Here is a 22,935-nt window from a genome sequence, read left to right on the forward strand (position 1 = left end):
CGTCTCCGATGCTGAAAACCCACGGACCGCGTGTCCTCGCCCGGCCACCGCTTCACACCGGCTGCCCGGTCGGTGCCGGAGCCGGCGGGGAGGGGCGCCGCCCGCGAGGTGGGGGACTGCCGGTCGATCCGTCGGCTTCGAGCCGGGAGGGCGGCCTCGGCCGGGCGCCGCGACCTGCTCCTCTTCTCCAGCTGCCCTACCTCAGCCTGATGGGGGACCGCTGGTCGATCCGGTGGCCTCGCCCAGGTCCCCGGCCCGGGCCGGGCACTCCGGTCGGCCCCTCTCCCCGTCCGCCCGACCTCAGCCCGAGCAGGGCCGCGCGGGCTCGCCCGGCCACCCCTTCACTCCGGCCGCCCGATGGCCGCCGCCAGAACCGGCCGGGAAGGCTGCCGCCCGCCCCACCTCGTCACCGCCGCCCCCACCCGCCGCCGGACCCGGTCCGGACCGTCACCCCAGAGGGAAACTGATGTTCGATCTCGTGGTGCTCATCCACGTCCCCGCCCCCGCTGACGTCCCCGCCGTCGCCGACGCCCTGGCCCGGATGCGTCCGCTCTGTCTCGCCGAGGACGGGTGTGTCGGCTGGGAGGCGTACCGGTCGGAGGTGGACGGCGGCCGGTTCGTGCTGGTGGAGCGGTGGGCCAGCCGGGGGCACTGGGAGGCGCACGGTGACGGGGACGCCATCCGGCGGATCTACGTCCCGGAGATCCTGCCGCGCGTCGAGCGCGAGGTGCACCCGAGCGTGCCCGTGCGCCCACCTGTCCTGGAGGGATGAAATCCACACCCCCGGGTGTTGGGCCCTTGTGGAAGATCAGGACCGACGGGGAGGCACCGAGTGGGAACGCAGCAGGGCTGGGCACGACGGCTGTGGGGCTACGCGTGGCGCTACCCCAAGGACGTCGTCCTCGCCCTGGGCTCCTCGCTCGCCGGCATGGCCGTCATGGCGATCGTCCCGCTGATCACGAAGGTGATCATCGACGACGTCATCGGCGACCACACCCGGGGCATGGCCGTGTGGGCCGGCCTGCTCATAGCCGCCGCGCTCGCCGTCTACGTCCTCACCTACGTCCGCCGCTACTACGGCGGCCGCCTCGCCCTCGACGTCCAGCACGACCTGCGGACCGAGATGTTCGGCACGATCACCCGGCTCGACGGGCGACGGCAGGACGAGCTGTCCACCGGGCAGGTCGTCGGACGCGCCACCAGCGACCTCCAGCTGATCCAGGGCCTGCTCTTCATGCTCCCGATGACCATCGGGAACTTCGCCCTCTTCCTGATCTCCCTCGTCGTCATGGCGTGGCTGTCGATCCCGCTCACGCTGGTCGCCCTCGCCGTCGCCCCGGCCCTGTGGTGGATCGCCAAGCGCAGCCGGACCAAGCTGCACCCCTCCACCTGGTACGCCCAGGCCCAGGCCGCCGCCGTCGCCGGCGTGGTCGACGGCGCCGTCAGCGGCGTACGCGTGGTGAAGGGGTTCGGGCAGGAGGAGCAGGAGACCGGCAAGCTGAGGGAGGTCAGCCGGCGGCTCTTCGCGGGGCGGCTGCGCACCATCCGGTTCAACTCCAGGTACACCCCCGCCCTCCAGGCCGTCCCGGCCGTCGGCCAGGTCGCGATGCTCGCGCTGGGCGGCTGGCTGGCGGTGAACGGGCACATCACCCTGGGCACCTTCGTCGCCTTCTCCACCTACCTCGCCCAGCTGGTCGGCCCGGTCCGGATGCTCGCCATGGTCCTCACGGTCGCGCAGCAGGCCCGCGCGGGCACCGAGCGTGTCCTGGAGCTGATCGACACCGAGCCGTCGATCAAGGACGGCACCAAGACGCTGCCCGCCGACGCGCCCGCGACCGTCGAGTTCGACGACGTCTCCTTCGGCTACGAGGAGGGCCGCCCCGTCCTCGACGGGCTCAGCTTCGAGATCCGCCCCGGCGAGACCCTCGCCGTCGTCGGCTCCTCCGGCTCCGGAAAGTCCACGGTCTCCCTCCTCCTGCCGCGCTTCTACGACGTCACCCACGGCGCCGTACTCGTCGGCGGCCACGACGTCCGCGAGCTGACCGCCACCTCGCTGCGGGCCGCGATCGGACTGGTCCCGGAGGACTCCTTCCTCTTCTCGGACACCGTCCGCGACAACATCGCCTACGGCCGCCCCGACGCGACCGACGAGCAGATCGAGGCCGCCGCCCGCGCCGCCCAGGCCGACCGCTTCATCGCCGAGCTGCCCGACGGCTATGCCACCAAGGTCGGCGAGCACGGCCTCACCCTCTCCGGCGGCCAGCGCCAGCGCGTCGCGCTCGCCCGCGCGATCCTCACCGACCCCCGCCTCCTCGTCCTGGACGACGCGACCTCGGCGGTGGACGCCCGGGTCGAGCACGAGATCCACGAGGCCCTCAAACACGTCATGGAGGGCCGCACCACCCTCCTCATCGCCCACCGGCGCTCCACCCTGGGCCTGGCCGACCGCATCGCCGTCCTCGACGCGGGCCGCCTCGCCGACATCGGCACCCACGACGAGCTCCAGCGGCGCTCCGCCCTCTACCGCCGCCTGCTCACCGACCCCGACGAACTCGGCGGCGTCTCACCCGGCCACACCCAGCCCTCCTGCCCCCAGGAGGACACCTCCGTACGCGACGAACTCGACGCGGAGTTCGACGCCGAGCGCGGTGTGACCCCCCGCCTGTGGACCGGCGACCGCGAACCCAAGGACCTCGCGCTGGCGGAGTCCCCGGCCACGCCCGAGCTGCTCGCCCAGGTCGACGCGCTGCCCCCGGCCACCGACGCCCCCGGCATCGACGAGGCGCGGGCGGTGCGCCCGGAGGAGTCGTACGGCCTGAAGCGGCTGCTACGAGGCTTCGGGCGCCCCCTGCTGATCAGCCTCGGCCTGGTCGCCGTGGACGCCGGCATGGGGCTGCTGCTGCCGGTCCTGATCCGGCACGGCATCGACTCGGGCGTCACGCAGGCCGCCCTCGGCGCGGTCTGGGCGGCGTCGCTGCTCGGTCTGCTCGCGGTGACCGTCCAGTGGGCGGCGCAGGTCGGCGAGACCCGGATGACCGGACGCACGGGCGAGCGGGTGCTGTACTCCCTCCGGCTGAAGATATTCGCGCAGCTCCAGCGGCTCGGACTCGACTACTACGAACGCGAGTTGACCGGCCGGATCATGACGCGGATGACGACGGACGTCGACGCGCTGTCGACGTTCCTCCAGACGGGCCTGGTCACCGCGTTCGTCTCCGTCGTCACCTTCTTCGGCATCATGGGCGCCCTGCTGGTGATCGACCTCCAGCTCGCCCTCCTCGTCTTCGCGACGCTGCCGCCGCTGATCGTGGCGACCTACTACTTCCGTCGCGCGAGCGTGAAGGCGTACGAACTCGCCCGTGAGCGGGTGTCGTTGGTCAACGCCGACCTCCAGGAGTCGGTGTCCGGGCTGCGGATCGTGCAGGCCTTCCGGCGCGAGCGGGACGGCGGCGCCCGGTTCGCGGAGCGCAGCGACAGCTACCGCCAGGCCCGTATCCGGGGCCAGTGGCTGATCTCCGTCTACTTCCCCTTCGTGCAGTTCCTGTCGTCGGCGGCCGTCGCGGCGGTACTGATCGTCGGCGGCGGCCGGATCGACGACGCGACCCTGACGACCGGCGCGCTGGTGGCGTACCTGCTCTACATCGACCTGTTCTTCGCCCCGGTCCAGCAGCTCTCCCAGGTCTTCGACGGCTACCAGCAGGCCACGGTCTCGCTGGGCCGCATCCAGGAGCTGCTGCGCGAGCCGACGTCGACGAAGGCCGCCGCGGCACCGCGGGAGGTGCTCTCGCTGCGGGGCGACGTCGCCTTCGAGGACGTGCACTTCAAGTACGGCGACGAGGAGGAGGCGCTGTCCGGCATCGACCTGCGCATCCCCGCCGGCCAGACCGTCGCCTTCGTCGGCGAGACGGGCGCCGGCAAGTCGACGCTGGTGAAACTCGTGGCGCGCTTCTACGACCCGACCGGCGGCAAGGTCACGGTGGACGGCACGGATCTGCGCGAGATGGACATCACCTCGTACCGGCACCGTCTGGGCGTCGTCCCGCAGGAGGCGTACCTGTTCCAGGGCACGATCCGCGACGCCATCGCCTACGGCCGTCCCGACGCGACGGACGCCCAGGTCGAGGCGGCGGCCCGCGCGGTCGGCGCGCACGACATGATCGCCACCCTCGACGGCGGCTACCTCCACGAGGTCGCCGAGCGCGGCCGCAACCTCTCCGCCGGCCAGCGCCAGCTGATCGCGCTGGCCCGCGCCGAGCTGGTCGACCCCGACGTGCTGCTCCTCGACGAGGCGACGGCCGCCCTGGACCTGGCCACCGAGGCCCAGGTCAACCAGGCGACGGACCGACTGGCGGGCCGCCGTACGACCCTCGTCGTGGCCCACCGTCTGACCACCGCGGCCCGCGCGGACCGCGTGGTCGTCATGGACCATGGCCGGGTCGCCGAGGACGGCACCCACGAGGAGCTGCTGGCCCGGGGCGGGCGGTACGCCGACCTGTGGCGGACGTTCGTCGGCGAGGCCGAGCCGGAGGAGCCGGTCGGGGTGGCCGGGTGAGGGCGCCCGCGCTGCCCGCGTGACGGTCGTGCAACCATCCGCCATACGCCGTGCGTCCGTACATCAGTACGCTCATTGCCGGTGTACGGGGAGGACAACACAGTGGACACAGGTGCGATACGCCGACGAGTGGCGGTCGGACTGGCGTTGCTGACCGCGTCCGGAGTGCTCGCGGTCGCGGTCCCGGCGGAGGCGCAGGCCGCTCCCACGCGCTGCGAGGGACGCAAGGTCAAGACGTATCCCTTCTCCACCGGCACCCTGTACGTCTACAAGCGGGGCGGGTTCGTCTGCGCGATCACCAAGCCCAAGGACCCGGGCCGCGAGCAGCGGATGATGGTCAGCGTGCAGGCGTACCGCGCCCGCCCGGTCGTCGACGAGGGCGACTACCGTCACCGCGCGGGCCCGGTCACCATTCACGCGGGTCACCGCTGTGTGTGGGTGAAGGGCCAGGTGGGGCGCGGGTCGGTGAGCAAGGGCTGGATCCTGTGCTGAACGGCGCCGTTCGGCCATCCCTGGCGGAAAATTCCTGATCTCCCCTGGTGCGGTGCGGAGTTGCTCGGCTAGCTTGCGCCGGACATTCCGCATCCCAGGGGAGAGTGCATGCTGCGCAAGACCCTCAGATGGCTGCTGACGTTCGTGCTGTTCACCGGCACGCTCGGCACAGCCACGGCGCACGCGGCCACCGCCGCAGAGCCGGACATAGAGGCCCGTCTGCTGTCCATACCGGGCATGAGCCTCATAGAGGAGAAGCCGTATCCCGGCTACCGCTTCTTCGTCCTCAACTACACCCAGCCGGTCGACCACCGGAAGCCCTCCAAGGGAACGTTCCAGCAGCGGATCACGGTGCTGCACAAGGAAGTCAGCCGCCCGACGGTGTTCTTCACCAGCGGCTACAACGTCTCCACCACGCCCAGGCGGAGCGAGCCGACGCAGATCGTGGACGGCAACCAGATCTCCCTGGAGTATCGCTTCTTCACGCCGTCCCGCCCCAGCCCGGCCGACTGGTCCAAGCTGGACATCTGGCAGGCGGCGAGCGACCAGCACCGCGTCTTCAAGGCGCTGAAGTCGGTCTACTCCAAGAAGTGGATCTCCACCGGCGGTTCGAAGGGCGGCATGACCGCCACCTACTACGAGCGCTTCTACCCGCGCGACATGGACGGCGTCGTCGCCTACGTCGCCCCCAACGACGTGGTGAACAAGGAGGACTCGGCGTACGACGAGTTCTTCGCCGGCGTCGGCACCAAGGAGTGCCGTGACCGGCTGAACGGTGTGCAGCGAGAGGCGCTGGTGCGCCGGGAGCCGCTGGAGAAGCGGTACGCGGCGTACGCGGCCGAGAACGGCTACACCTTCGACACCATCGGCAGCCTCGACAAGGCCTACGAGGCGACGGTGCTCGACTACGTCTGGGGCTTCTGGCAGTACAGCCTGCTGTCCGACTGCGACCGGATCCCGGCGGACGCGGCGCACGCCACCGACGAGGCGATCTGGACGTCGATCGACGAGATCGCCGGCTTCTCCGCCTACGCGGACCAGGGTCTGGCCCCGTACACGCCGTACTACTACCAGGCGGGCACGCAGCTCGGCTCGCCGACGATCGGGTTCCCGCACATCGAGCCGGGGCTGATCCGCCACGGCTACCTGCCGCCGCGCGATTTCGTCCCGCGCGAGATCCCGATGAGCTTCCAGCCGCGGGTCATGCGGGACGTGGACTCCTGGGTCCGGCACCACGCCCGTCACATGCTGTTCGTCTACGGCGAGAACGACCCGTGGGGCGCGGAACCCTTCCGCGTCGACAAGGGCGCGCGCGACGCCTACGTCTTCACGGCGCCGGGAGCCAACCACGGCGCCGGGGTGGCCGGCCTGGTGTCCGCCCAGCGTGAGCTGGCCACGGCCCGCATCCTGGACTGGGCCGGCGTCGCGCCGACCACGGCCCGGGCGAAGCCGCTCGCGAAGTTCGACGCGAAGCTGGACGTGCGGGATCCGGAGCGGGAAATGACGCTGCGCCCGTAGGAGCCGGGGGCCGCGGCCGTCACACCGGCCGCGCGCACCCGACCGGCTTCTCGCCGCCCAGCTGGACGTAGAGGGCCGTCGACAACGGGCACTTCGCCCGCTTGTCGACGGCCTTCGTCACCTTGTACTCCGGCCGCTGCTTGCCCTCGCCGTCGCACGACGTCTCGCGCACCTGGCCGTCGCCGGAGTCGTAGACGCAGTCGCCGACGATGGTCCGCGGGCCGCCTCCGCCGCCGGGGTCGCCGGGGTGGGGCGGGGTGAGGTTGCGCATACAGGCGTAGCCCTGGGGGATCGCTCCGTCGCCGTCCTCGTCGGAGGTCCGGCTCTGTTCGCTGATGTGCAGGACGAAGTCCGTGGTCGCCGGACACAGCGGTCCGTCGCCCACCCGGCCGTCGTGCCGGGCCACGACCCGAGCCGCCGCCCGCTCGCCGGTGCACGGCACCTCGGTGAAGCTCGTCGTGCCGAAGGAACTGCACTCGTCGACGCCGAGGAACACCTCGCCGTACCCGGCGGGCCGGGTCGGAGGGGTGACCTGCCGCCCGCCCTCGCCGTCGCTCGCGCCGGTGCTCACCCCGGACCGCCCGTCCCCGTCCTCCGTCGCCCCCGAAGCGCCCTGGCACCCCGTCAGCAACGCGACGAGCAGTACCAGCACCGCACAGGCCACCCCCACCGCACTTCTCTCACGCATCGCACTCCCCCCGGGTACCCCCGTCCAGCGTGGCCCGTGGCGGCGGGCGCACGCCAGACGTGCGGGGTCCTTTGCGTCGGTTGGGGGTGAGTGCGCCCGTTGTGTGGCGTACGCGTGCTACGTCCGATGCGTCATCCCGCGCTACCGGTCCCGGTACGACAGCCCGTGCCCGACCGGGTACAGCACGCGCGTCGGATCGTCCGCCCGCTGCACCGGCACCGGCAGCCGCCCGCACGGCTTCGCCCGGCCGGCGATCACCCGTGCGGCCGCCCGCAGTTCGACGTCGGTCCAGGAGTAGGAGGCCAGGAAGGCGCGGACGTCGGGCAGTTGGGCCACGTCGTAGGGGTTGCGGATCGCCACCGCCACCACCGGCCTGCCCGTCGCGAGGAGCTCGGCGACCAGCGTCCGCTGCGAGCTGCCCGCCGTGACGTTGTACGTCCCCACCACCACCGCGTCCGCCTCGCCCGCCGCCGCGACGGCTTTGGCGATGGTGGCGGCGGAGGGTGCCGTACCGGTCGACAGGGCGGTCGCGGTGAAGCCCAGTTCGGTGAGGGCGGCGGCGAGCACGCCGGTCGGCGGGCCCGTCGTACCCGAGGGTGAGGCCGGGTCGGCGCCGACGACCAGCACCCTGGGGTGGGTCCGGCGGGACAGCGGCAGCAACGAACCCTCGTTGACCAGCAGCGTCGTGGTCCGCTCGGCGATGCGGTCGGCGGCCCTGAGGTGGGCCGGGGTGCCGACGTTCCGGTCGACGCCGCCCTGGCTGACGTACGGCTCGTCGAACAGCCGCAGCTTCGCCTTCAGCCGCAGGACCCGCAGGATCGACTCGTCCAGGCGCGCCTCGGTCAGCTCGCCGTCCTGGACGGCCTTGAGGACGGCGTTCCACGCCACGTCGAGGTTGGGCGGGTTGAGCAGCTGGTCCACGCCCGCCTTCAGCGCGAGCACCGGAACACGGTCGTCGCCGTACTTCGTCCGTACGCCCTCCATGCCGAGCGAGTCGGTGACCACCAGTCCGTCGTAGCCCAGTTCCTCGCGCAGGATGCCGGTGAGGATGGGGCGGGAGAGGGTGGCCGGGTCGCCGGAGTCGTCGAGGGCCGGGACCATGATGTGCGCGGTCATGATCGAGTCGATGCCGGCGCGGACGGCGGCCCGGAAGGGCGGTGCGTCCAACTCGTCCCACTGCGCGCGGGTGTGGGTGATGACCGGGAAGCCGTAGTGGCTGTCGACGGCGGTGTCGCCGTGCCCCGGGAAGTGCTTGGCGGTGGCCGCGAGCTGCCGCGCGTGCTGGTAACCGGCCACCTCGGCGGCGACCATGCCGGCCACCGCGGCCGGTTCGGCGCCGAAGGAGCGCACGCCGATCACCGGGTTGGCCGGGTTGACGTTCACGTCGGCCACGGGGGAGTAGTTCTGCCGGATGCCGAGCGCCCTGAGTTCCTGCCCGGCGATCCGGCCGAGGGTGCGGGCGTCTCCGCGCGAGCCGCCGGCGCCGATGGCCATGGCGCCGGGGAAGAGGGTGGCGGGCTCGCCGACCCGGCAGACGATGCCGTGCTCCTGGTCGGTGGAGATGAGCACGGGCAGGCCGCGCGGCTGGGTGAGGGAGGCCCGCTGGATGCCGTTCGACAGGTCGGCGATCTGGTGCGGGTCACGGGTGTTGTGCGCCCAGGTGAAGTAGATGATGCCGCCCACGCGGTACCTGGCGACCAGCTCGGCGGCCGTGCGGACGCCGATCTCCTTGAGGTTGGCGTCGATGTCGGCCTGGTCGGGGGCGGTCGCGGAGTGGCCGTAGACCCGCATCACGAAGAGCTGGCCGACCTTCTCCGGCAGGGTCATCCGGGCGATGAGGGCCCGCAGTTTCCGGTCGTCGGGGGTGGCGGCATGGGCCTGGCCGGTGAGTGCCAGCGCGGTCGTGACGCCCGCGGTGGCCGCGAGGACCGTACGTCTGGACGGTGCCGCGGGGAGTCCCGCGCCTTGCGTCCTTCCCCTGCTTCCCGTGCTGGTGTCGGGCACGTGCGCTCCTTCCGGAGGTGGTGCGCTGAAGGAAACTTCCGAGAAGTCACCAATAACCGGGAAGTTTCTGCCAGTCAAGGGAATGGACCGTAACCGAGAAGGGGCCGCCATCGGCGCAGTTGGAGGGGGGCGCGCCGATGACGGCGTGCTGCCGGCCGCGGCACGGCGGAGAGGGTTGGTCAGCGATCGCAGCCAGCAGCGAGGGCCGACACCGCACCACGGTGACTCTCCGGCAGCTCGCGGGTTGGACGAGCGGGCGTGGGGGTGGGTTCCCCGGGACGGCCGGAACCGGCGAAGTCGGGAGGCCCGGGGCCAGGGTGACGGATGGGCAACGGACGAAAGTCCGGTGCGGGTCCATCCCATGGACGCACCGGCGGTGCGGGCGGTCTCCGGGCGATCATGAGGACATGCCCGAAGTCGCCATTCCCGGTTCCAAGTCCATCACCGCCCGCGCCCTGTTCCTGGCCGCCGCGGCCGACGGTGTCACCACCCTCGTACGGCCGCTGCGCTCGGACGACACGGAGGGCTTCGCCGAAGGGCTGGTGCGTCTCGGCTACCGGGTCGGCCGGACCCCGGAGACCTGGCAGATCGACGGCCGCCCGCAGGGCCCCGCGGTCACGGAGGCGGACGTCTACTGCCGCGACGGGGCGACCACCGCCCGCTTCCTGCCCACACTCGCCGCCGCCGGCCACGGCACCTATCGCTTCGACGCCTCGCCCCAGATGCGGCGCCGCCCCCTGCTCCCGCTCACCCGGGCCCTGCGCGACCTGGGCGTGGACCTGCGGCACGAGGACAGGGAGGGCCACCACCCGCTGACCGTGACGGCGGCCGGTGTCGAGGGCGGGCAGGTCACCCTGGACGCGGGCCAGTCCAGCCAGTACCTGACGGCCTTGCTGCTGCTCGGGCCGCTGACCCGCAAGGGCCTGCGGATCACCGTCACCGACCTGGTCTCGGTGCCGTACGTCGAGATCACGATCGCGATGATGCGGGCGTTCGGGGTGGAAGTGCGCAGGGAGGGGGACGTGTTCGTGGTCCCGCCCGGCCGCTACCGCGCGACGACGTACGCGGTGGAGCCCGACGCGTCGACCGCGAGCTACTTCTTCGCGGCGGCGGCCGTCACCGGCGGCGAGGTGACGGTCCCGGGCCTGGGCGAGGGCGCGCTCCAGGGCGACCTGGGCTTCGTCGACGTCCTGCGGCGGATGGGCGCGCGGGTGACGGTGGGTACGGACGCGACGACGGTCCGCGGGACCGGCGAACTGCGCGGCGTCACCGTCAACATGCGCGACATCTCCGACACCATGCCGACCCTGGCGGCCATCGCGCCCTTCGCCTCCGGCCCGGTGCGGATCGAGGACGTGGCGAACACCCGGGTGAAGGAGTGCGACCGGCTGGAGGCGTGCGCGGAGAACCTGCGCCGGCTCGGGGTGGCAGTGACGACGGGGCCGGACTGGATCGAGATCCGGCCGGGGACGCCCGTCGCGGACGGCGCCGAGATCAAGTCGTACGGCGACCACCGCATCGTGATGTCCTTCGCGGTCACCGGACTGCGGGCGCCCGGTATCTCGTTCGACGACCCGGGGTGCGTACGGAAGACTTTCCCGGGATTCCACGAGGAGTTCGGGGCGCTGAGGGCGCGGTTGTGACGGGGGTCGACGGGTGAGCTTCGAGCTGGTGGGGCCGGTCCTGCGGGGCACGCTGGTACGGCTGGAGCCGCTGGAGAAGCGGCACGCGGCGGAACTGGCGATGGCGGCCGAGGAGGACCGGGAGAACTACGGCTTCACATGGGTGCCGAGAGCGCATGAGGTGGGTGACTACATCGACGCGCAGCTCGAACGGGCGGCGGCCGGGCGGTTGGCGCCGTACGCGCAGATCTCCGTCCACTCGGGCCGCGCCGTGGGCGCCACCTCCTACTGGGAGCCGCGTTGCTGGCTCTCCGACGACCGGCTCGACGCCGTCGAGGTCGGCTTCACCTGGCTCGCCCGGTCGGCGCAGGGCACGGGCGTGAACACCGAGGCCAAGCTGCTGCTCTTCCGCCACGCCTTCGAGGAGTGGGGCGTGTGCCGGGTGGACCTCAAGACGGACGCCCGCAACGCGCGCTCCCGCGCGGCGATCGAGAAGACCGGCGCCCGCTTCGAGGGCGTGCTGCGCAACTGGTCCCGGTCGTGGGCGCCGGGGGAGGAAGGGCGGTTGCGCGACTCCGCGATCTTCTCCGTGACGGCGGCGGAGTGGCCGCGGTGCCGGGAACGGCTGGAGAACCGGTTGGACGGGTTCGGGCCGGATCGGAAACCATCGGCGCCATGACCGCCTACCTCATCCTCCACGGCTGGCAGAACCGCCGTCCCGAGGGCCACTGGCAGTACTGGCTCGCCGACCGGCTCACCGACCTCGGCCACCAGGTCGTCTATCCCCAGCTTCCGGACCCGGACGAGCCCGAACTGGAGGTCTGGCTCGACGAGTTGGGCCGGCATCTGGCCGGGCTCGACGCCGGCGCGGAGCGCGTCGTGGTCGCGCACAGCCTGTCCGCCGTGCTGTGGCCGCACGCCGTCGCGCGCGGGATGCCGGGACTCGACACGGTGGACCGGGTGCTGCTCGTCGCCCCGCCGTCCGGCGATGTGCTGGCCCGGTACCCGGAGGTCGCCCGGTTCGCCCCGCCGTCCCTGGAGTTCACCCTACCCGGCCCCACCCGCCTGGTCGCCGGCGACGACGACCCGTACTGCGAGGGGGGAGCCGCCACGCTGTACGGCGCCCCGCTCGCCCTTCCGACCGACGTCCTGCCGGGCGCCGCCCACCTCGACCTGGACGCCGGGTACGGGCCGTGGCCCGGTGTGCTGGCGTGGTGTGTGGATCCGACGGTGCCGGTTCTGGGGCGCTCGGTGTGACGCTCACGTCCGATCGGGGGGCGGCGCGGCCCTCCCGTCCCGGAGTTCCGGCGTGCCCGCCGCCACGCAGGTGACCGCGAGCACGCACAGGAGTCCGCCGGTGACCAGGGCCGTCGTGCCGGAGGACCAGCCGGCGACCAATGTGCCGGTGCCGGTGCTGGGGCGTCCGGTGTGATGGCCGCCGCGCGCCGAGAACGCCCCTCGCCCCTGCCGCCCTGCCGAGCTCATGACCCGTGCGGAGGCGGCGCGGCCCTCCCGTCCCGGAGTTCCGGCGTGCCCGTCGCCACGCAGGTGACCGCGAGCACGCACAGGAGTCCGCCGGTGACCAGGGCCGTCGTGCCGGAGGACCAGCCGGCGACCAGTCCGCCGCGCAGGTTGCCGAGATGGGGGCCCGCCTGACCGACGATCTGCTCGGCGGCCGTCACCCGGCCGAGCAGGGCGTCGGGGGTGCGGGTCTGGACGATCGTGCCGCGCGAGATGACCGACAGGGCGTCGGCGGCGCCCGCCACCACCAGCAGCCCGAGCCCCGCCCAGGGGTCGGTCAGCAGGCCGAACAGGGCCAGCGCGGCGCCCCAGGTAGCCGCCCCGCACAGCATCACCAGGCCGGGCCGGCCCAGCCGGGTCACCGAGCCCGACAGAGCGGTCGCCGTGATGCCGCCGACCGCCACCGCCGACAGGAACAGGCCGAGGGTGCGCGGGTCGTCGCCGAAGCGTTCGGCGTTCACCAGCGGGAAGAGGCTCACCGGCATCGCGAGGACGGTGGCGGCGAGGTCGGTGACGAGCGCGCCGCGCACCACCCGGTGGCCGGCCAGGAAGCGCAGTCCGTCCAGGACGCCGTGCAGCCCGGCCCGCGAGGGCTCACCCTCGGGCGGCAGCGCGGGCAGGCCGAAGGCGCCGTAGAAGGCGAGGCCGAAGCTGAGCGCGTCCAGCGCGTAGCAGACGCCGATACCGAACCAGCCGAGGAACAGCCCGCCCAGCGCCGGGCCGAGCAGCATCATCGCCTGGCCGGTGGCGTGGTTGAGGGCCAGCCCGGCCGCCACCTGGTCCTTGGGCAGCAGCCTCGGCACGAACACGCCGGCCGCCGGCCCGCCGACCGCCCCGAAGCAGGCCCCGGCCGCCACGAGCAGGAGGATCCCGCCCACGGGTACGCCCCCGGTGAAGCCCTGCACCGCGAGCAGCAGCGCGCAGACCGCCTGCCCCACGGTCGCGACCAGGTAGATCCGCCGCCGGTCGCCCCGGTCCACCCACGCCCCGGCGAACAGGCCCACGCACACCATGGGCAGGGCCTGCGCCAGCCCGACCGCACCGGTCCAGACCGTGCTGTGCGTCAGGTCCCACACCTGGTACATGACCGTCACCATGGTCATGAAGCTGCCGAGCACGGACACCGTCCGCCCGATCAGCAGCCGCCGGAAGACGGGGTGGGTCCGCAGTGGCCGTACGTCGATCAACGTACGCGCGAGGCTCATGACGGCATGGCGGGGCCGCGGGCGGGTTCAGGCGGTTCGGGCACGAGGCGCGACGCTATACGGGGGCCGTCCCGGCGGGCCAGCGAATTACCGGCCCCGGATCCGGCCCGGCCGCGGTGGTGGTGCGGCCCGAACGCCTCCGCCTACGCCGACTCGTTCAGCAACCGCGCGAGATGCTCCCGCCCCCCGGTCAGCAGCCCCTCCAGCGGCGCCGCCTCCTCGTACCACCGCTTCTCGTACTCCCAGCACAGCCAGCCGTCCCAGCCGTGCCGGGAGAGGACCTCCACGCACTCGGCGAGCGGCAGCACACCGGCGCCGAGCGGCAGGGGGGCCGTGTCGTCGGGGGAGGCGATGTCCTTGACCTGGACGTAGCCGAGGTACGGGGCGAGGGCCGCGTAGCTCTCCGTGGGCTGCTCGCCGCCCAGCCAGGTGTGCATGACGTCCCACAGCGATCCGACGTGACGGTGCCCGACCAGACCGAGGACACGGATCGAGGCGGCGGCGGTGCGGTGCGAGTCGTGGGTCTCCAGCAGGATCCGTACGCCCATGTCGGCGGCGTACTCCGCGGCCGTGCCGAGACGCCGCGCGGCGATCGCGTCCGCCGACTGCCGGCTCTGCTCCGGGTCGGCGCCGGGAAAGACGCGGACGTAGGGGGCGCCGAGGTCGTGAGCGAGGTCGACGAGCCGGCGGATCTCCTCGATCACGGGCCCGTCGTCCCCGGGCGCGGCGACCCGGACGTACCCGGCGATCCCCACCGGCTCCACGCCGGCGGCCTTGAACTCGGCCGCCACTTCCTCGCGTTCGGCGGGCCCGAGTCCCGGGTGCACCGGCTCCTCCGGATGAGCGCGCAGCTCGACGCCGTGATACCCGCACGTGGTCGCGAGCCGCAGCACGTCCGGGAGGGGGAGACCGGGGACGCCGAGTGTGGAGAACGCCAGTTTCATGCATCCACCTTGCCAGGGAAACGGAGGGACGCCCATCCGGCCGGACGACCGAGGGGACGATCACCGGCCGAGGGCCTCACTCCGGCGTACCCTGAAGATCCAGTCGCCAGTCCTGGCCGTTGAGATCCTTGCCGAAGGAACGGTGGGGTTTCTCGGCGGTGAGGACGAAGCCGTGGCGCTGGTAGAGGCGGCGGGCGGCGGCCAGGACGTCGTTGGTCCACAGGACGAGCTCGCGGTAGCCGACGCCACGGGCGAAGTCGACGACGGCCGTGACGAGGCGGTCGCCGATGCCGAGGCCGCGTGCCTCCGGCTCCACCAGCAGCAGGCGCAGCCGGGCCGTGCCGGGCGCCTCGTCGCGTACGCACATCACAGAGCCGACCGGCCGGCCGTCCAGCTCGGCGATCCACACCCGCTCCAGGTGGGGATCGTGGTCCTCGGCGAAGTCCGCGACGATCCGCGCGACCAGCCCCTCGTAGTCGGTGTTCCAGCCGTACTCGGCGGCGTACAGCGCGGCGTTGCGCTGCACGATCCAGCCGAGGTCGCCGGGGCCGGGCTCGCGCAGCAGGACGTCCTCGCGGCGGGGAGGGCGGCCGTCGGAGAGGATCGCGCGGACGGTCGTCATCGCCTCGGCGAGGCGCGGCCGGTCGGATTCCGGCACGGTCGACAGCAGCGAGCCGACCGACTCGTTCGCCCGCTCCTCCAGCAGCTTGCCGGTCTCCCGGCCGCGCGCGGTGAGCGTGACGCGGCGGCGCCTCGGGTCCTGCCGGGAAGCGGTGCGTTCGATCAGCCCGTCCCGCTCGAACTTGTTCAGGATCCGGCTCAGATATCCCGCGTCCAGCGACAGCTCGGTCCGCAGGTCGGCGGCGTCCGTACGCGGGGAGTGCGCGAGTTCGTACAGGACGCGGGACTCGGTGAGGGTGTACGGGGCGTAGAGGTGGCGGCTGTAGTCGAGGGCGCCGATGACGTTCGTGTAGAAGCGGTTGAAGGCGCGGATGTCGTGGACGGTCATGAGCGTCGACCCCCGGTGGACTCTGCGGCGATACGATCGGCCGATGTCTGACTCAGTCAGAGGTTTCTGGGGTCGAGCCTAGGCCGTCCGCGTCCCGACGGCTACCCCCGCGCGGCGGGCCGGTAGACGCACACCTGGGCGCCGGTCTTGGCGGCGGTCGTGGAGACCAGTTCCAGCGGCCGCTTCACCCCGTCGGCCGGGAAGATCGACTTGCCGCCGCCGAGCAGCACCGGCATGACGATGAGCTGAAGCTCGCCCACCAGCCCCTCCTGGATGAGGGTCCGCACGCGCCACGGGTGCGGACGCCGACGGTGGCGGTCCGTCCGTACGCCGAACCGACTCAGCCGGGGGCGGGGACAGGGGCAGGGGCACGTGCGGGCGAGCGCCGGGCCGGACGTTCGCCGGACGCCGACCGGGGGATCGCGGGACGTCGAAACCGGACGTGGACTTCCCAGGGCCGCACTCACCGGGCGCGCGCGCCCCGGAGGAAGGCGGGTGCTCCTCCGCGGTGAGCGGGTCCGCCCGACCGGGCTGACGCATACGCGGGCGCAGCGCCATGGCAGTTCACCGTGCCGAGGTCAGCGGGTGCGGACGAGCGCCGGGCCGGACGTCCGCGGCGGCGGACGTCACCCGGAGACCGGACATGGGCTTCTCAGGGCCGCACTCCCCGGGCCGGGAGGTGAGGGCCCGCGCCCCGGACGAAGGCGGGCGTTCCTCCACCGCGAGCGGGTCCGCCCCGCCGGCGTGACACACACGCGGGCGCGACGCAACGGCAGTTGACCGTGCCGGAGTCACCAGGCGCGGACCTGCTGAGAAGGCCCCGCCCCGAACCGACGCACGGGGCCACGGCCACCCACGGCTCAGTCCCCCCGAGGCCCCCCAGAAGACCCCCGCACCATCAACTCCCCCCGAATCGTCGCGATCCCCCCGGGCGGCGGCTCCTCCCGGCCCATCGCGATCCGTCCGGCCCGAGCCCCCGCCTCCGACAACGGCAACCGCACCGTCGTGAGAGACGGCACCGTGTCCACGCTGAACGGCAGATCGTCGAACCCGGCGACCGACACGTCCTCCGGGATCCGCGAACCGGAGTCCCGTAGTGCCGCGCACGCCCCCAGCGCGACGGAGTCGTTCGCCGCGACCACGGCGGTCAACGACGGGTCCCGGCGCAGCAGTTCGAGGGTCGCCTCGTAACCGGACTGCCGGTCGTAGCGGCCGTGGACGGTCCAGCGGGCGTCCTCCTCGATGCCGTGCGCCTCCAGGGCGGCCCGATGGCCCTCCAGGCGGTGCCGGGTGGTCGTGCGCTCCTCCGGGCCGGCGATGTAGCCGAGGCGCCGGTGGCCCAGGCCGATCAGGTGCTCGGTCAACTCGCGCCCGCCGCCACGGTTGTCGAAGGTCAGGGCGACGGCGCCGGTGTCCGGAGCCGGCGGACGTCCGCACAGCACGACCCGTGTCCCGGCGTCTGTCAGCTTCCGCAGCTTCGCCGCGACGGCCGCCGCGTGCGGCGCGTTCTCCATGGCGCCGCCGGTCAGCACCACGGCCGCGGCCCGCTGGCGCTGGAGCAGGGTCAGATACGTCAGCTCGCGCTCCGGCGAACCCCCCGTGTTGCAGACCACCGCCAGCCGCTCACCGCCCGCCCGGCCCCCAGGCCCCCCGATCTCCGACTGGATCGCGCTCGCCATGATCCCGAAGAAGGGGTCGGCGATGTCGTTGACCAGGATGCCGACCAGATCGGAGGTGGCGGCGGCCAGCGCGCTCGCGGGACCGTTCAGTACGTAGTCCAGCTCGTCCACCGCGCGCAGCACCCGCTCCCGGGTGGACGCGGCGACGGGGTAGTTCCCGTTCAGCACGCGCGACACCGTCGCGGGCGAGACCTGGGCGCGGGCCGCCACGTCCGCCAGGGTCACCGTCATCTCGTCGTCCTCCGGTCGCGCATCTCGTCGTACCACCTGTCGTACGTGCGTGCTCATCACGTGTTCACCACGTGCTCACGGACAGGACCTGCCCCCTCGTAGACAGGCCATCCGCGGTCGCGGTTCCGTGTATGTCGAGCAGACCTTAAGGCCAAGAACCCCGGTTGTTCGTCCCCTCGAACAACTCAACCCCGTCACGGTCTTGTCTCCAGCGCTGCTCAGAGGCTAGCTTCTCAACAGGTAGAAAGCGCTTGCTGCGACGTTCAGCAGGGTTCGCCTACGAAGGGAACGACGTGACACGCAAGACGGTGCGTATCGCCATGAACGGTGTGACCGGGCGCATGGGCTACCGCCAGCACCTGGTCCGCTCCATCCTGGCCCTCCGTGAGCAGGGCGGCCTCGACCTGGGCGACGGCACCGTGCTGTGGCCGGAGCCGGTCCTGGTCGGCCGCCGGGAGTACGCCCTGCGGGCCCTCGCCGAGCGGCACGGCCTGGCCGAGGAGAACATCTCGACCGACGTCGACGCGGTCCTCGCCGACCCGGCCGTGGAGATCTACTTCGACGCCCAGGTCACCTCCGCCCGCGAGGAGGCGATCAGGAAGGCCGTCGCCGCGGGCAAGCACATCTACACCGAGAAGCCGACGGCCACCGGCCTCGAAGGCGCCCTGGAACTGGCCCGGCTCGCCCACGCGAAGGGCGTCAAGCACGGCGTCGTCCAGGACAAGCTCTTCCTCCCCGGCCTGCTCAAGCTGAAGCGGCTGATCGACGGCGGCTTCTTCGGGCGGATCCTGTCCGTCCGCGGCGAGTTCGGCTACTGGGTCTTCGAGGGCGACTGGCAGAGCGCGCAGCGTCCGTCCTGGAACTACCGCGCCGAGGACGGCGGCGGCATCGTCGTCGACATGTTCCCGCACTGGGAGTACGTGCTGCACGAGCTCTTCGGCCGGGTGAAGTCCGTCCAGGCCATCGCCACCACCCACATCCCGCAGCGCTGGGACGAGAACGACAAGCCCTACGACGCCACCGCCGACGACGCCGCCTACGGCATCTTCGAGCTCGACGGCGGCGCCATCGCCCAGATCAACTCCTCCTGGGCCGTACGCGTCAACCGCGACGAACTCGTCGAGTTCCAGGTCGACGGTACGGAGGGTTCGGCAGTCGCGGGCCTGCGCAACTGCCGCGTCCAGCACCGCTCCCTCACCCCCAAGCCGGTCTGGAACCCGGACATCCCGGCCACCTACTCCTTCCGCGACCAGTGGCAGGAGATCCCGGACAACGCCGAATTCGACAACGGCTTCAAGGCCCAGTGGGAGCTGTTCCTGCGGCACGTCTACGCCGATGCCCCCTACCACTGGGACCTCCTCGCCGGCGCCCGCGGCGTCCAGCTCGCCGAGCTGGGCCTGAAGTCCTCGGCGGAGGGCCGCCGTATCGACGTACCGGAGATCCAGCTGTGACGATCCGACTGCCCGACTTCCAGGGGGGCTTCAGGGCGTACGAGCCCCGCCAGGAGCCCCTCGCCGTCCACCCCGGCGCGCCCTTCGCCTCCCGTACGGTCTTCTCCGCGGCGCATGTCGTCGCCGACCCCTACGCCGACACGAGCCCCGACTCGCCGGCGGCCGTCGACTGGGACGCCACCCTCGCCTTCCGCCGCCATCTGTGGTCCCACGGGCTCGGGGTCGCCGAGGCCATGGACACCGCCCAGCGCGGGATGGGCCTGGACTGGGCGGGCGCGGCCGAGCTGATCCGGCGGTCCGCCGCGGAGGCCCGTGCCGTGGGCGGCCGGATCGCCTGCGGCGCCGGCACCGACCAGATCGCCGGGGGTTCGCTCGCCGAGGTACGGGCGGCCTACGAGGAGCAGCTCGCGGTCGTGGAGGAGTCGGGCGCCCAGGCGATCCTGATGGCATCCCGTGCGCTGTGCGCCGCCGCGTCCGGCCCCGAGGACCATCTGGAGGTCTACGGCCATCTGCTGCGCCAGGCCGCCGAGCCGGTGATCCTGCACTGGCTCGGCCCGATGTTCGACCCGGCGCTGGAGGGCTACTGGGGCTCCGCCGACCTGGACGTGGCCACGGACACCTTCCTGGAGGTCATCGCCGCGCACTCGGACAAGGTGGACGGCATCAAGGTGTCGCTGCTGGACGCCCAGCGGGAGATCGACATCCGTCGGCGCCTCCCCCAGGGCGTGCGCTGCTACACGGGCGACGACTTCAACTACCCCGAGCTGATCGCGGGCGACGACCAGGGCTTCAGCCACGCCCTGCTGGGCATCTTCGACCCGCTGGGGCCGCTGGCGGCTCAGGCCGTGCGCGTCCTCGACACCGGGAACGTGTCCGGGTTCCGGGAACTGCTGGACCCCACGGTCGAGCTGTCCCGACACCTCTTCCAGGCCCCCACCCGCTTCTACAAGACGGGCGTGGTGTTCCTGGCCTGGCTGGCCGGCCACCAGTCGCACTTCAGCATGGTCGGCGGCCTCCAGTCGGCCCGCTCCCTCCCGCACCTCGCCCGCGCCTACGAACTCGCCGACGGACTCGGCCTGTTCCCGGACCCCAAGCTCGCCGAGGAACGGATGAAGACCCTGCTCGCCCTGTACGGAGTGGCTCAATGACCGGTGACCTGTCCCGCTTCTCCATCAACCAGATGACCGTCAAGCAGCTGTCGATGCCCGAACTGGTCGAGGAGTGCGGCCGGTTGGGCATCGGCAATGTCGGGCTGTGGCGCGAGCCCGTCCAGTCGTACGGTCTGGAGGCGACGGCCAAGCTGGTCCGTGACGCGGGCCTGACGGTCACCACCCTGTGCCGCGGCGGCTTCCTCACCGCGATCGACCCGGCGGAGCGGGCGACGGCTCTGGACGACAACCGCCGTGCCGTCGACGAGGCGGCCACGCTGGGCACGGGCGTCCTGGTACTGGTCTCCGGCGGACTGCCCGCCGGGTCCCGGGATCTGCGCGGCGCACGGGAGCGGATCGCCGACGCGCTGGGCGAGCTGGGCCCGTACGCCGAGGAGCGCGGTGTGAAGCTGGCCGTCGAGCCGCTGCACCCGATGTACGCCGCCGACCGCTGTGTGGTGTCGACCCTGTCCCAAGCCCTCGACCTCGCCGAACGTTTCCCGGCCCACCAGGTCGGCGTCACCGTCGACACGTACCACATCTGGTGGGACGACACGGCCCCCGCGCAGATCGCCCGCGCGGGAGCGGGCGGCCGTATCCACACCTTCCAGCTGGCCGACTGGACGACCCCCCTGCCCGAGGGCGTGCTCACCGGGCGCGGTCAGCTCGGGGACGGGGCGGTCGACATGCGGGAGTGGCTCGGGTACGTGGAGGCGGCCGGTTACGACGGCGCCGTCGAGGTGGAGCTGTTCAACGACGGGCTGTGGGCGCGGGACGGACGGGAGGTGCTCGCCGAGACGGCGGCCCGGTTCGTGGAGCATGCCGTCCGCTGACCGGAGGTGTCGTCGGGCCCTACTTCCGCGCTGCCCTTTTCGTGAGCACCGTCAACTCCGCCGGAATCACCATCTCCACCACCTGGGACACGGCGCCCGGCGGCAGCCCCGTCCGCTCGGCCACCGATCTCGCGACCGGCGTGGCCTCCTCGGCCAGCACCCCGGCCATCAGACCGCCGGTCGCGAAGCCGCCCACCGTGGCGACCCCGGTGAGCGGGGCGTCGTGCGGGGTCGCGACCGTCTCCGCCTCGTCGGACAGCGCCGACACCGTCGTACACACCATTTCCCGAGCACCCGCCTCGTCCGTGCCCAGCAGGGCCGCGATGTCCCCGATCCGGGCGTCGCCGAGTTCGTCGAGCACATCGTCCTGGAGGGCGGTGAGGGGGTTCTCGTCTACCTCTGACATGGTTAAACGCTACGTCCGCAGCGATTCCCCGGCACGCCGAGAGACCGGTCGCGCGGACGTGGAAAAAATCTTGGTCGGTCCGTGCAACCCTTCCCCCACCTCGCGGGTCGTACTTGGCATCAGGACTTCTCGGAGGGGGATCTGGGGGGATCGCGGGGGTTCTGACGGAGGGGAAAACCCGAGGGGCCCGGTCGACGGACCGGGCCCCTCGAAGTCTTTTTCCGACGACGGCGTCGGAAGAGACATCGCCGTGGACGGCGATGACGCGGTGCGCCTCAGAAGAACACTCCGCAGCGCAGCAGCACATTCGCGTACGGCCGTGCCTCCCCGGTGCGTACGACCAGCCGCGCACCGGCCGACAGCTCCTTCAGTCGCTCGTGCGGGACCAGCTCCAGGCCGGGAAGGCCGTTCTCCAGCAGCGCGGCCGCCGCCGGGTTGGCGTTTCGTGTCTCCTCCGCCGCCGTCGCGCCCTCCACGACCAGCTCGGCCAGCAGACCCTCCAGCACCTCGGCGAACGACGGCACCCCCGCCCGGAACGCCAGGTCCACGACACGGGGACCGTCGGGTATCGGCATGCCCACGTCGCACACCAGGACACCGTCGCCGTGGCCCAGCTCGGCCAGGGCGCCGGCGAGGTGGCGGTTCAGGATTCCGGCCTTCTTCACCGCGCCTCGACCTCCGCGGCCGTCGGGAACGACGCCTGGGCGCCCTCCCGCGTCACGGCCACCGCCCCGACCCGCGCCGCGTACGCCGCCGCGTCGGCCAGGGACTCGCCCGTCCCCAGCCGCCAGGCCAGCGCGGCCGTGAACGCGTCACCCGCGCCCGTCGTGTCCACCGCGTCCACCTTCACGGCGGGAATCCGCCGCACGCCGTCGCCGGACGCCACCAGCGCGCCTTCCGCACCCAGGGTCACGACCACCGAGCGGGGGCCCTTGGCCAGCAGCACCCGCGCCCAGTCCTCCGGTGTCTCGCCCACCGCCGAGTCGCCGAGGATCACCTTCGCCTCGTGCTCGTTCACGATCAGCGGGTCGCAGGCCGCCAGCACCTCGGTCGGCAGCGGGCGGGGCGGGGACGGGTTCAGCACGAAGCGGCTGCCGTCCGCCAGGCCGCGGACCACCTCCACGACCGTCTCCAGCGGGATCTCCAGCTGCGCCGACACCACCCGCGACGCCTGGAAGAGGCTCGCGGCGGCGCGTACGTCGCCCGGCGTCAGCCTGCCGTTCGCGCCCGGCGAGACGACGATGCTGTTGTCCCCGGACGGGTCCACCGTGATCAGCGCGACGCCGGTCGGCGCGCCGCCGACCAGGACGCCCACCGTGTCCACGCCGGACTCGCGCTGCGAGTCCAGCAGCAGCCGGCCGTGCGCGTCGTCGCCGACCCGGGCCAGCAGGGCGGTACGGGCGCCGAGCCGGGCCGCGGCGACCGCCTGGTTGGCTCCCTTGCCGCCCGGGTGGACGGCCAGATCGGAGCCGAGCACGGTCTCGCCGGCCCCCGGCCGGCGCTCGACGCCGATCACCAGGTCGGCGTTGGCCGACCCTACGACCAACAGGTCGTAGTCGTACATGAGTTGCTCCCCTGATTCGGTCCCCATGGTGACGTGTGGCGGGCGGCCGTCACCCGGTCCATGCCCCT

General features: G+C 72.5%; 20 protein-coding genes and 1 pseudogene. 10 read left to right on the top strand and 11 right to left on the bottom strand.

What is annotated here, in order from left to right; translation table 11 throughout:
* Positions 1 to 466: 466 nt before the first annotated feature.
* The 4 genes from ACIQWG_RS38685 (at position 467) to ACIQWG_RS38700 (ending at position 6,562) form a co-directional block, all read left to right on the top strand.
* Positions 467 to 772, top strand: coding sequence for a putative quinol monooxygenase (locus ACIQWG_RS38685; RefSeq protein WP_404105146.1), 306 nt, complete (start codon positions 467 to 469; stop codon positions 770 to 772).
* A 60-nt stretch (positions 773 to 832) separates the two neighbouring features.
* Positions 833 to 4,552, top strand: a complete 3,720-nt coding sequence (locus tag ACIQWG_RS38690; RefSeq protein ID WP_404105149.1) for an ABC transporter ATP-binding protein — start codon at positions 833 to 835, stop codon at positions 4,550 to 4,552.
* A gap of 102 nt (positions 4,553 to 4,654) precedes the next feature.
* Positions 4,655 to 5,044, top strand: coding sequence for a hypothetical protein (locus ACIQWG_RS38695; protein WP_404105152.1), 390 nt, complete (start codon positions 4,655 to 4,657; stop codon positions 5,042 to 5,044).
* Positions 5,045 to 5,155: 111 nt separating this feature from the next.
* On the top strand, positions 5,156 to 6,562 hold the full coding sequence (locus ACIQWG_RS38700) for a S28 family serine protease (RefSeq protein WP_404105283.1): 1,407 nt from the start codon (positions 5,156 to 5,158) through the stop codon (positions 6,560 to 6,562).
* Positions 6,563 to 6,581: 19 nt separating this feature from the next.
* Here ACIQWG_RS38700 and ACIQWG_RS38705 read toward each other — a convergent pair whose 3' ends face one another.
* Both ACIQWG_RS38705 and ACIQWG_RS38710 read right to left on the bottom strand, forming a co-directional pair.
* Positions 6,582 to 7,250, bottom strand: coding sequence for a hypothetical protein (locus ACIQWG_RS38705; protein WP_404105155.1), 669 nt, complete (start codon positions 7,248 to 7,250; stop codon positions 6,582 to 6,584).
* A 141-nt stretch (positions 7,251 to 7,391) separates the two neighbouring features.
* Positions 7,392 to 9,254, bottom strand: coding sequence for a glycoside hydrolase family 3 protein (locus ACIQWG_RS38710; protein ID WP_404105158.1), 1,863 nt, complete (start codon positions 9,252 to 9,254; stop codon positions 7,392 to 7,394).
* A gap of 407 nt (positions 9,255 to 9,661) precedes the next feature.
* Here ACIQWG_RS38710 and aroA point away from each other — a divergent pair, with 407 nt between their 5' ends.
* From aroA to ACIQWG_RS38725, 3 genes are read left to right on the top strand one after another with little or no spacing between them, the layout of a single operon-like run.
* Positions 9,662 to 10,897, top strand: coding sequence for a 3-phosphoshikimate 1-carboxyvinyltransferase (gene aroA / locus ACIQWG_RS38715; RefSeq protein ID WP_404105161.1), 1,236 nt, complete (start codon positions 9,662 to 9,664; stop codon positions 10,895 to 10,897).
* Positions 10,898 to 10,910: 13 nt separating this feature from the next.
* Positions 10,911 to 11,555: a GNAT family N-acetyltransferase gene (locus tag ACIQWG_RS38720; RefSeq protein WP_404105164.1), complete on the top strand. Its 645-nt coding sequence runs from the start codon at positions 10,911 to 10,913 to the stop codon at positions 11,553 to 11,555.
* On the top strand, positions 11,552 to 12,133 hold the full coding sequence (locus ACIQWG_RS38725; protein ID WP_404105167.1) for an RBBP9/YdeN family alpha/beta hydrolase: 582 nt from the start codon (positions 11,552 to 11,554) through the stop codon (positions 12,131 to 12,133). The genes ACIQWG_RS38720 and ACIQWG_RS38725 overlap by 4 nt, the downstream gene beginning before the upstream one ends.
* Positions 12,134 to 12,136: 3 nt before the next feature.
* On the opposite strand, the gene ACIQWG_RS38730 is transcribed toward ACIQWG_RS38725, so the two are convergent.
* From ACIQWG_RS38730 to ACIQWG_RS38755, 6 genes and pseudogenes are all read right to left on the bottom strand, one after another.
* The gene (locus ACIQWG_RS38730) at positions 12,137 to 12,361 is read right to left on the bottom strand and encodes a hypothetical protein (protein WP_404105170.1); all 225 of its coding nucleotides are present in this window, start codon (positions 12,359 to 12,361) and stop codon (positions 12,137 to 12,139) included.
* Positions 12,358 to 13,602 carry an MFS transporter gene (locus ACIQWG_RS38735; RefSeq protein ID WP_404105173.1) on the bottom strand — a complete coding sequence of 415 codons (1,245 nt, stop codon included), beginning with the start codon at positions 13,600 to 13,602 and terminating at the stop codon, positions 12,358 to 12,360. Before ACIQWG_RS38735 ends, ACIQWG_RS38730 begins: the two co-directional genes overlap by 4 nt.
* Before the next feature lie 143 nt (positions 13,603 to 13,745).
* Positions 13,746 to 14,546 (bottom strand): sugar phosphate isomerase/epimerase family protein, encoded by an 801-nt coding sequence (locus ACIQWG_RS38740; RefSeq protein WP_404105176.1) that lies wholly within the window; start codon positions 14,544 to 14,546, stop codon positions 13,746 to 13,748.
* A gap of 76 nt (positions 14,547 to 14,622) precedes the next feature.
* Positions 14,623 to 15,555 (bottom strand): GNAT family N-acetyltransferase, encoded by a 933-nt coding sequence (locus tag ACIQWG_RS38745; RefSeq protein WP_404105178.1) that lies wholly within the window; start codon positions 15,553 to 15,555, stop codon positions 14,623 to 14,625.
* A gap of 101 nt (positions 15,556 to 15,656) precedes the next feature.
* Positions 15,657 to 15,851, bottom strand: a pseudogene (locus tag ACIQWG_RS38750) (dihydrofolate reductase family protein); the annotation flags it as partial.
* A gap of 564 nt (positions 15,852 to 16,415) precedes the next feature.
* Complete coding sequence (locus ACIQWG_RS38755; RefSeq protein ID WP_404105181.1) at positions 16,416 to 17,465, bottom strand: LacI family DNA-binding transcriptional regulator; 1,050 nt, start codon at positions 17,463 to 17,465, stop codon at positions 16,416 to 16,418.
* 293 nt (positions 17,466 to 17,758) lie between these two features.
* Here ACIQWG_RS38755 and ACIQWG_RS38760 point away from each other — a divergent pair, with 293 nt between their 5' ends.
* From ACIQWG_RS38760 to ACIQWG_RS38770, 3 genes are read left to right on the top strand one after another with little or no spacing between them, the layout of a single operon-like run.
* The gene (locus tag ACIQWG_RS38760) at positions 17,759 to 18,916 is read left to right on the top strand and encodes a Gfo/Idh/MocA family protein (RefSeq protein ID WP_404105184.1); all 1,158 of its coding nucleotides are present in this window, start codon (positions 17,759 to 17,761) and stop codon (positions 18,914 to 18,916) included.
* On the top strand, positions 18,913 to 20,064 hold the full coding sequence (locus ACIQWG_RS38765) for a dihydrodipicolinate synthase family protein (protein WP_404105187.1): 1,152 nt from the start codon (positions 18,913 to 18,915) through the stop codon (positions 20,062 to 20,064). Before ACIQWG_RS38760 ends, ACIQWG_RS38765 begins: the two co-directional genes overlap by 4 nt.
* The gene (locus tag ACIQWG_RS38770) at positions 20,061 to 20,897 is read left to right on the top strand and encodes a sugar phosphate isomerase/epimerase family protein (protein ID WP_404105190.1); all 837 of its coding nucleotides are present in this window, start codon (positions 20,061 to 20,063) and stop codon (positions 20,895 to 20,897) included. The genes ACIQWG_RS38765 and ACIQWG_RS38770 overlap by 4 nt, the downstream gene beginning before the upstream one ends.
* Before the next feature lie 19 nt (positions 20,898 to 20,916).
* Here ACIQWG_RS38770 and ACIQWG_RS38775 read toward each other — a convergent pair whose 3' ends face one another.
* The 3 genes from ACIQWG_RS38775 to rbsK all read right to left on the bottom strand — a co-directional run bounded on the left by ACIQWG_RS38775 (position 20,917) and on the right by rbsK (position 22,867).
* A complete protein-coding gene (locus tag ACIQWG_RS38775) occupies positions 20,917 to 21,303 on the bottom strand; it encodes a hypothetical protein (protein WP_404105193.1) in 387 nt (128 codons plus the stop codon).
* 275 nt (positions 21,304 to 21,578) lie between these two features.
* Positions 21,579 to 21,968, bottom strand: a complete 390-nt coding sequence (gene rbsD / locus ACIQWG_RS38780) for a D-ribose pyranase (RefSeq protein ID WP_404105196.1) — start codon at positions 21,966 to 21,968, stop codon at positions 21,579 to 21,581.
* The gene (rbsK, locus tag ACIQWG_RS38785) at positions 21,965 to 22,867 is read right to left on the bottom strand and encodes a ribokinase (RefSeq protein WP_404105200.1); all 903 of its coding nucleotides are present in this window, start codon (positions 22,865 to 22,867) and stop codon (positions 21,965 to 21,967) included. Before rbsK ends, rbsD begins: the two co-directional genes overlap by 4 nt.
* Positions 22,868 to 22,935: the final 68 nt, after the last annotated feature.

The organism is Streptomyces sp. NPDC098781, assembly GCF_044759995.1.
Taxonomy (GTDB): domain Bacteria; phylum Actinomycetota; class Actinomycetes; order Streptomycetales; family Streptomycetaceae; genus Streptomyces.

What these genes read in the sequence shown, in the direction of transcription:
- ACIQWG_RS38755 (WP_404105181.1), bottom strand. Translation starts at nt 17,465, where the DNA reads ATGACGGTGACCCTGGCGGACGTGGCGGCCCGCGCCCAGGTCTCGCCC.
- ACIQWG_RS38745 (WP_404105178.1), bottom strand. Translation starts at nt 15,555, where the DNA reads ATGACCGTCCACGACATCCGCGCCTTCAACCGCTTCTACACGAACGTC.
- ACIQWG_RS38725 (WP_404105167.1), top strand. Translation starts at nt 11,552, where the DNA reads ATGACCGCCTACCTCATCCTCCACGGCTGGCAGAACCGCCGTCCCGAG.
- ACIQWG_RS38705 (WP_404105155.1), bottom strand. Translation starts at nt 7,250, where the DNA reads ATGCGTGAGAGAAGTGCGGTGGGGGTGGCCTGTGCGGTGCTGGTACTG.
- ACIQWG_RS38730 (WP_404105170.1), bottom strand. Translation starts at nt 12,361, where the DNA reads ATGAGCTCGGCAGGGCGGCAGGGGCGAGGGGCGTTCTCGGCGCGCGGC.
- ACIQWG_RS38685 (WP_404105146.1), top strand. Translation starts at nt 467, where the DNA reads ATGTTCGATCTCGTGGTGCTCATCCACGTCCCCGCCCCCGCTGACGTC.
- aroA (WP_404105161.1), top strand. Translation starts at nt 9,662, where the DNA reads ATGCCCGAAGTCGCCATTCCCGGTTCCAAGTCCATCACCGCCCGCGCC.
- ACIQWG_RS38775 (WP_404105193.1), bottom strand. Translation starts at nt 21,303, where the DNA reads ATGTCAGAGGTAGACGAGAACCCCCTCACCGCCCTCCAGGACGATGTG.
- rbsK (WP_404105200.1), bottom strand. Translation starts at nt 22,867, where the DNA reads ATGTACGACTACGACCTGTTGGTCGTAGGGTCGGCCAACGCCGACCTG.
- ACIQWG_RS38770 (WP_404105190.1), top strand. Translation starts at nt 20,061, where the DNA reads ATGACCGGTGACCTGTCCCGCTTCTCCATCAACCAGATGACCGTCAAG.
- ACIQWG_RS38735 (WP_404105173.1), bottom strand. Translation starts at nt 13,602, where the DNA reads ATGAGCCTCGCGCGTACGTTGATCGACGTACGGCCACTGCGGACCCAC.
- ACIQWG_RS38740 (WP_404105176.1), bottom strand. Translation starts at nt 14,546, where the DNA reads ATGAAACTGGCGTTCTCCACACTCGGCGTCCCCGGTCTCCCCCTCCCG.